7 protein-coding genes and 1 pseudogene are annotated in these 8,225 nt (G+C 58.2%); 3 read left to right on the forward strand and 5 right to left on the reverse strand.

Going from position 1 to position 8,225, the window contains the following annotated elements; all coding sequences use genetic code 11:
• A pseudogene (locus AC07VR_RS25075) lies at positions 1–206 on the forward strand (hypothetical protein); the annotation flags it as partial.
• 369 nt (positions 207–575) lie between these two features.
• Here the strand turns inward: AC07VR_RS25075 and AC07VR_RS25080 are convergent.
• From AC07VR_RS25080 to AC07VR_RS25090, 3 genes are all read right to left on the reverse strand, one after another.
• On the reverse strand, positions 576–1,331 hold the full coding sequence (locus AC07VR_RS25080) for a DeoR/GlpR family transcriptional regulator (protein WP_494991999.1): 756 nt from the start codon (positions 1,329–1,331) through the stop codon (positions 576–578).
• A gap of 94 nt (positions 1,332–1,425) precedes the next feature.
• Complete coding sequence (glpK, locus tag AC07VR_RS25085; RefSeq protein WP_494992000.1) at positions 1,426–2,931, reverse strand: glycerol kinase GlpK; 1,506 nt, start codon at positions 2,929–2,931, stop codon at positions 1,426–1,428.
• Positions 2,932–3,019: 88 nt separating this feature from the next.
• Complete coding sequence (locus AC07VR_RS25090) at positions 3,020–3,859, reverse strand: MIP/aquaporin family protein (protein ID WP_495012905.1); 840 nt, start codon at positions 3,857–3,859, stop codon at positions 3,020–3,022.
• A 382-nt stretch (positions 3,860–4,241) separates the two neighbouring features.
• Here AC07VR_RS25090 and ybaK point away from each other — a divergent pair, with 382 nt between their 5' ends.
• Positions 4,242–4,712, forward strand: a complete 471-nt coding sequence (gene ybaK / locus AC07VR_RS25095; RefSeq protein WP_494992002.1) for a Cys-tRNA(Pro) deacylase — start codon at positions 4,242–4,244, stop codon at positions 4,710–4,712.
• A gap of 119 nt (positions 4,713–4,831) precedes the next feature.
• Positions 4,832–5,614 carry a PhzF family phenazine biosynthesis protein gene (locus AC07VR_RS25100; protein ID WP_495012906.1) on the forward strand — a complete coding sequence of 261 codons (783 nt, stop codon included), beginning with the start codon at positions 4,832–4,834 and terminating at the stop codon, positions 5,612–5,614.
• Between the two features lie 117 nt (positions 5,615–5,731).
• Here the strand turns inward: AC07VR_RS25100 and AC07VR_RS25105 are convergent, their stop codons facing one another.
• Both AC07VR_RS25105 and argF read right to left on the reverse strand, forming a co-directional pair.
• Positions 5,732–6,841: an ABC transporter ATP-binding protein gene (locus AC07VR_RS25105; RefSeq protein ID WP_495012907.1), complete on the reverse strand. Its 1,110-nt coding sequence runs from the start codon at positions 6,839–6,841 to the stop codon at positions 5,732–5,734.
• Positions 6,838–7,758, reverse strand: a complete 921-nt coding sequence (argF, locus tag AC07VR_RS25110) for an ornithine carbamoyltransferase (protein ID WP_494992005.1) — start codon at positions 7,756–7,758, stop codon at positions 6,838–6,840. Before argF ends, AC07VR_RS25105 begins: the two co-directional genes overlap by 4 nt.
• Between the last annotated feature and the right edge of the window lie 467 nt (positions 7,759–8,225).

An 8,225-nucleotide genomic window follows, 5' to 3' on the forward strand; every position in this document is an offset into this window, starting at 1 on the left:
GGCGCAGATGGCACCATAAACAAAACGGGCAACCTCAGAGGCGCCTGTTTTTTGATTACTGGGTGTCAGGTCTGCCAATGATCGTTCCCACGCAGAGCGTGGGAACGATCTACTCCTTCGCCCGGGTCCTCGCTATCCCGCTGCGCGACGGCTGCGATTTAATGGACGTCATCGGACGGCGATTGCGGGCGCAGATGGCACCATAAACAAAACGGGCAACCTCAGAGGCGCCTGTTTTTTGATTACTGGGTGTCAGGTCTGCCAATAATCGTTCCCACGCTCTGCGTGGGAATGCAGCCCGTGACGCTCTGCGTCACTGCCGAAGCGGACGCGGAGCGTCCAGTGAGGCATTCCCACGCAGAGCGTGGGAACGATCTACTCCTTCGCCCGGGTCCTCGCCATCCTGCTGCGCGATGGCTGCGATCTGCTGGACGTGATCGGACGACGACTACGGGCGCAGATGGCACCATAAACAAAACGGGCAACCTCAGGGTCGTCCGTTCTTTTGATTGATTGCTGGGTGTGAGATCTGCCAATGATCGTTCCCACGCAGAGTGCGCCCGGCCTGTCGTGGCTTAAACCACTTCCAGCCGAATCTTGTGCTGGCTCAGCAATTGCGCCAGCGCAGGCACTGGTGCCTGATCGGTGACCAGGCAATCGATCAGGCTGATCGGTCCCAATCGAACCATGGCGTTGCGGCCAAATTTACTGGAGTCGGCCGCCAGTATCACTTGGCGGGCATTGGCGATGATCGCTTGGGAAACCCGCACTTCCTGATAGTCGAAATCCAGCAGGCTGCCATCTTCATCGATGCCGCTGATACCGACCAGGGCGAAGTCGACCTTGAACTGATTGATGAAGTCGACGCTGGCCTGACCGACGACACCGCCGTCACGGCGCACATTGCCGCCAGCGAGCAGGACTTCGAAATCATCCTTGGCGCTGAGGATCGAGGCGACGTGCAGGTTGTTGGTGATCACCTTGAGCTGGGTGTGATTGAGCAGCGCCCGGGCGATGGATTCGGTGGTGGTGCCGATGTTTATGAATAGCGAGGCGTGATCGGGAATCTGCGCGGCGATGGCTTCGGCGATGCGTTGTTTCTCATCGCGCATTTGATCGGCACGCATGGCGTAGGCAGTGTTTTCTACGCTTGAATCGTAAGCTGCGCCGCCGTGATAGCGACGCAATAAATTCACTTCCGCCAATTGATTGATATCGCGGCGGATGGTCTGCGGTGTAACGACAAATAGCTGAGCCATTTCCTCTATGCTGACGTAACCGCGTTCGCGGACCAGCTCGAGGATTTGCTGCTGACGGGGAGGCAGATTCATGGGCTTCCTTGGGGCTGCCGTGCAAAATTTGCCCATGATGCCGCACGAATCCACTCCCTACCAGTTACATGCCGATACGAGTCCGTGCTCTGGCTTATTTAGCCTCCTCGTGCGGCTCCCAGTCACGGGTGCGGCTCACCGCTTTTTTCCAGCCGGCGTAGAGTTTTTCCTTCTCGGCTTCGGCCAGGTGAGGTTCGAACTCGCGTTCGATCACGGCCTTGCCGCGCAGCTCATCCAGGCTGCTCCAGAAGCCACAGGCCAGGCCCGCCAGATAGGCTGCACCCAGTGCGGTAGTCTCACGCATCTGCGGGCGTTCGACGTGAGTGCCGAGAATGTCCGCCTGAAATTGCATCAGGAAGTTGTTGGCAACTGCACCACCGTCGACGCGCAGGGCTTTGAGGCGTTCGCCGGAATCCTGTTGCATGGCGTCGAGCACGTCGCGGGTCTGGTAGGCAATCGATTCCAGGGCTGCGCGAATGATGTGATCCACGCGTACGCCACGGGTCAGGCCGAATAGCGCGCCACGGGCATAGGGGTCCCAGTACGGGGCGCCCAGACCGGTGAAGGCCGGGACCAGGTACACGCCGTTGCTGTCTTTGACCTTGTTGGCAAAGTATTCGGTGTCGTGAGCGTCGTTGATGATTTTCAGCTCGTCACGCAGCCACTGCACGGTGGAGCCGCCATTGAACACTGCGCCTTCCAGCGCGTAGGCGACTTCGCCACGCGGGCCGCACGCGATGGTGGTGAGCATGCCGTGACTGGATTTCACGGCCTTGTCGCCAGTGTTCATCAGCAGGAAGCAGCCGGTGCCGTAGGTGTTTTTCGCCTGGCCGGGTTCGACGCACATCTGGCCGAACAGCGCGGCCTGTTGGTCGCCGGCAATCCCGCCGATAGCGATACCGCTTTTGGTATGGCCGTAGATTTGCGAAGACGACTTCACTTGCGGGAGCATCTCGCGCGGAATATCCAGCACCTCAAGCATCTTCGCATCCCACTCCAGGGTGTGGATGTTGAAGAGCATGGTGCGCGATGCATTGGTGTAGTCGGTAACGTGGGTCTTGCCGCCGGTAAACTTCCAGATCAGCCAGCTGTCGACGGTGCCGAACAGCAGTTCGCCGTTGCGGGCACGTTCGCGGCTGCCTTCGACGTTGTCGAGAATCCATTTCAGTTTGGTGCCGGAGAAGTACGGATCGGTAACCAGGCCGGTGGTTTCGCTGATGTACTGCTCATGGCCATCGCGTTTGAGCTGCTGGCAGATCTCGGTGCTGCGTCGGCACTGCCAGACGATCGCGTTGTAGATCGGGCGGCCGGTGGTTTTGTCCCAGACCACTGTGGTTTCGCGTTGGTTGGTGATGCCGATGGCTGCAACCTGATCGTGATGCAGGCCGGCTTGAGCCAGGGCTTCGACCATCACCGCACTTTGGGTGGCGAAGATTTCCATCGGGTCGTGTTCGACCCAGCCGGCTTGCGGGTAATGCTGGGCGAATTCGCGCTGAGCGGTACAGACCACGTTGGCGTCGCGGTCGAAAATGATCGCTCGGGAGCTGGTCGTACCCTGATCGAGGGCAATGATGTAGTTCTTGTTCTGAGTGTCGGTCATGTCGATTGCCTTGGACGAAATAAGGGAGTGGGGTGGGGCGCGAGATCAGGGTTGGGCAGGATTTCGCGCCGCCGGTTTCAAGAAATTCTTACATTGCGTCAATAACGCGTTCTGCATCCTTTGTAGCAGGTATGGCGACGGGCAGATGACGAGCAATCAGCCCGCGATAGGCGGCAGCGCCAAGGCTGGCACCAACGATCGGGGCAAATACCGGAATCAGGAAGTAAGGAATATCGCGCCCGCCGGTGAAAGATATTTCACCCCAGCCCGCGAAGAAGGTCATCAGTTTAGGTCCGAAATCCCGAGCCGGATTCATCGCGAAACCCGTCAGCGGCCCCATCGAGCTACCAATTACGGCGATCAGCAGGCCAATCAGCAAAGGCGCCAGCGGACCGCGCGGCAGACCGTTGTTGTCATCGGTCAGAGACATGATCACACCCATCAAAATGGCGGTGATGATCACTTCAACCAGGAACGCCTGGCCAGTGGACAGGGCAGGGTTCGCATAGGTGGAAAACACCGATGCCAGTTCCAGGCTGGCCTGGGTGCCACGGATCATGTGATGGGTTTGTTCGTAATCGAAGAACAGGTTGCTGTAAAGCGTGTAAACCAACAACGCTGAGCAAAAGGCACCGGCGATCTGGGCGAAGATGTAAAACGGCAGCTTGCGCTTTTCGAAGTCGGCAAAAATGCACAGTGCAATACTGACTGCCGGATTGAGGTGCGCGCCGGAAATGCCCGCGGTCAGGTAGATCGCCATGCTCACGCCGACCCCCCAGATGATACTGATTTCCCATAAGCCGAAGCTGGCACCCGCGACCTTGAGCGCGGCGACGCAACCAGTACCAAAGAAAATCAGTAGAGCAGTACCCAGGAACTCGGCCATGCATTGGCTTGAGAGCGAAGGTTGTTGTAGAGCAGTCGTCATTGAAAACCTCGTTTATTGTTGTTGTCCGGCGCTTTTGGAAAGGCTCAGAGTGCGATTTTCACCAAGGCAAGAATCCCCATCTTTGCCTCGGCTTGCTGCTGGGTACGACTTTGGAACTGTTGGATCCATATTCAGATTCGAAAAAATATAGACAAGAAACACTGATGTCAAAGGTCGAAAGTGAACCATCGGTCATTTTTTAACTAACCGTCGTCAAAATGATCGCGTTACGGGTGTGCGAGGACGCTGCCAATGAGCAGGATGATGGCCGCTTGATTCAACGGTGAGCTGGCGTAACTGCGGTGCGATAGAGCCTTTTGCCAACCGATGACCTAGAATCTGTCATCAGCGATTTATTCCATTAGCCAAGCCTGGAACTGCCATGACCCCCGCATTGGATTTGTTGAAAAAAGTTCGTGCCGAACATCGAGTGCACAGTTACGAACATGATCCGAAGGCGGCTTCTTATGGTCTGGAGGCGGCAGAAAAGCTGGGTCTCGATCCTGCTCAGGTGTTCAAGACGCTGTTGGCGGCCAGCGAAAAAGGGGAGTTGTTGGTGGCAGTGGTACCGGTCGTCGGAAGTCTGGATTTGAAGGCGCTGGCCCATGCGGCGGGGGTGAAGAAAGTCGAGATGGCAGACCCGGCCGCTGCGCAACGGGCGACGGGTTATTTGTTGGGGGGGATCAGCCCGTTGGGGCAAAAAAAGCGTTTGCGGACTTTCCTCGATAACAGCGCACAACCTTTCGCAAGTATTTTTGTCAGCGCCGGGCGCCGGGGCCTTGAGGTCGAGTTGTCAGCGGCTGTGCTGGCCGAGCATACCCAGGCGACGTTTGCCGATATCGGCCGGGCTTGACCCCTGAACGACGGTCTTTGAATCGGCGCTGTATGATGGAAATTAACCTGCTCTGTACCTAGTTCCGGATTGCGCCCGGGCGCATGCTCGCTGTCGCATATTCAAGGAGAGGTAGGGTGATGCAGTTTGAATTTCATCAGGTCGACGCGTTCAGCGATCGCCCGTTCAGTGGCAACCCGGCAATGGTCTATCGGCTTGATGTGTGGCTCGCCGATGAGTTGATGCAGAAAATCGCCGCCGAGCACAATCTGGCCGAAACCGCTTTCCTGGTGCGCGAAGGTCAAGGCTGGCATATCCGTTGGTTCACGCCGACCACTGAGGTGCCGCTGTGTGGGCACGCCACGCTGGCCAGCGCCTACGTCCTGTTCGAGGTTTATAGGGAGCCGGTCGAGCGGCTCGACTTCATCAGCAAGTCCGGACCCCTGAGCGTCAGTCGTGAAGGTGAGCGGCTGTGGCTGGATTTCCCGGTGGTTGTGCCCCGCGAGGTTGGCGTGAAGCTGGAAGTGGAGCGAGCACTGGGCGTGGAGGTGGTGGAGGTTCTGGGTTCCAACGAATTGTTTGTGGTGTTGGAGTCCGAGCAGGCTGTCCTGGATTGCCAGCCCGACATGGTCGCTTTGGCCAAACTTGCGTGGCTGGGAGCGATCGTCACAGCGCCGGGCAACACGCATGATTTTGTCTCACGCTATTTTGCCCCGGCGATTGGAATCAACGAAGACCCCGTAACCGGTTCGACCCATTGCAGTCTGATTCCTTACTGGTCGCAGCGTTTAGGCAAGTCGAGCCTGACGGCGTATCAATGTTCGGCGCGGGGAGGGGAGTTGTTCTGTCGTCTGGAAGGGGATCGGGTGAAGATCGGCGGCAATGCCACGTTGGTGGCCAGCGGGAAGTTGATGCTGGGATAGGGAGGGGTCGTAGGAGCGAGGCTTGCCCGCGATGCAGGTGCCGCAGTGTTACCGATAACTGCGCTATCGTTCATCGCGGGCAAGAACCAGGCGTCCCCCCTGCTCCTGCAAAAAACATCAACTGGCGGTGCAATACCGCCGGACACCGGACTCCACAGCCGGGATCTGCGCCGCCGTGCTGCCCGAGGCCTGAAACAACACCAGATGTTCTGCCGCCACGCGAATGCCGACATCGGCCCCCACAGTATGATCGACATGGCTCGGGAAGATTGACTCCAGCTGGCTACCGGTCGGCAATTGCAGGCGATACAGCGTCGATGCGCCGAGGAAGGTTTTACCGATGATTCGCGCTTTCAGCTCACTTTCCGGTGCATAGACGATATCGTCCGGACGCAGTAGCACATCGACAGCGCCGCCAATCGGCCATGTATAAGCGCGGTTGCCGCGCAGTACACCCAGTTCGGTTTGCACCGATTCCGGGCTGAGTAACTGGCCGCGGATGAAATAACCCTGGCCGATAAAGCTCGCGACAAAGGGTGTCAGAGGCTCGTGGTAGAGGTTATATGGCGTGTCCCATTGCTCCAGTCGACCTTCTTTGAATACACCGACATGATCGCTAACCGCGAACGCTTCTTCCTGATCGTGGGTTACCAATATGGCGCTGGTACCACGAGCCTTGAGAATATCCCGCACCTCATGGCTGAGCTTGCGGCGCAGTTCACCGTCGAGGTTGGAGAAGGGTTCGTCGAGCAACAGCAATTGCGGCTCCGGCGCCAGTGCGCGAGCCAGCGCGACACGCTGCTGCTGGCCGCCCGACAACTCATGGGGAAAACGCTTGCCGAGGTTTTTCAGGTTGACCAGTTCGAGCAGTTCTTCGCTCACACGGTTCTTTTGCGGATGCTCGCGGATCCCGAAAGCGATGTTCTCGGCCACGCTCAAGTGCGGAAACAGCGCGTAGTCCTGGAACACCATGCCGATCCGTCGTTTCTCGGTCGCCAGGGTGAAACCGGCACTGGAGATGACTTCACCGGCCAGTTTGATTTCACCTTCGTGCACCGGCTCGAAACCGGCAATCGCCCGCAGAGTGGTGGTCTTGCCGCAACCGGACGAGCCGAGCAGGCAACCGATATCCCCGGCATTGAGGTGCAGGTTGAGGTTCTGTACAACCCGTTGGTCTTGATAGCCGCAGGCCAGGTTGCGCAGGTTAAGCAGTAATGGCTGGCTCATGCGTGGTGGTATGCCGGTTCGACCAGAAATTCGAGCAGGGCCTTTTGTGCGTGAAGACGGTTTTCCGCTTGATCCCAGGCGACAGAGCGTTTGTCGTCGAGCAGGTCGAGGCTGATTTCTTCACCACGGTGAGCAGGCAGGCAGTGCATGAACAGCACGTCCGGTGCGGCGATATCGAGCAGGGCGCGAGTCACCTGGAAGGGCGCGAACAGCGCGAGGCGCTTGGCGGTTTCCTCTTCCTGGCCCATGGAGGTCCAGACGTCAGTGCTGATCAGGTGAGCACCGATCGCCGCATCCCGAGGATCGCGGACGATGGTCACGCGATCGCCGGCCTTGGCGACGAATTCAGGGTTTGGCTCGTAACCTTGCGGGCAGGCAATACGCAGTTGGAAGTCGAACTGAATGGCGGCTTCTATATAACTGTTGCACATGTTGTTGCCGTCGCCGATCCAGGCAACGGTTTTGCCCTGGATCGAACCGCGGTGTTCAAGGAAGGTTTGCATATCGGCCAGCAACTGGCACGGGTGCAGGTCATCGGACAAACCGTTGATCACTGGCACGCGGGAATTGGCGGCGAATTCGGTCAGGGTGCTGTGGGCAAAGGTACGGATCATCACCGCATCGAGCATGCGCGACATGACGATCGCGCCATCACCTATCGGCTCGCCACGGCCCAATTGGGTATCGCGTGGCGACAGGAAGATCGCTTGGCCGCCCAGCTGGATCATGCCGGCTTCGAAGGAAATACGGGTACGGGTCGAGGACTTCTCGAAAATCATCCCGAGAACGCGGTTTTTCAGTGGCTCGAAGAGTACGCCGCGATTGCGCAGGTCCTTCAGCTCGATGCCTCGACGAATCACGCTGACCAGCTCTTCGGACGTGCAATCCATCAGGGAGAGAAAGTGCCTTGCGCTCATCATTAACTACCTTTTTGCAACAGACCGCAGATACTCAAAGCCGGGTTTATTCGAAAAACGGGCGAGACCTGCGGCGGAAGCCGCACGGGGCGACGAAATAGGGGAAGGCGCGATCTTGACATTAAATGTCGCGTCTTACCAATAGGGCTACGGTTTTTAGGGGAGTTCAGAGGTGCTACGAGGAGGTCGCGGTAGCGCTTTTGAAGCCTGTTTCCTGACAGTAGCCCAGCATTTGTACACTGCCCTCGAGCAGCTTGGCAATCAAACGGGGCGGGCAAGGCAGCGTAACGGTCGGTTTCTGACTCTTCAGCCGGGGTTAATGTGGGCAGGATCTATAAGGCAGGCCCGGCTGAAACATTTCCTAATGTAAAAAACCGGGCTCGACGAGCACTGGCGGCTGATCGGTGAGCCGGGCTTTTGCGGGGGGGGGGGGGGGGGGGGGGGCAACCGTTTGCCTGATATCCTTA

It is taken from the genome of Pseudomonas sp. GW821-FHT02H09, assembly GCF_059421425.1.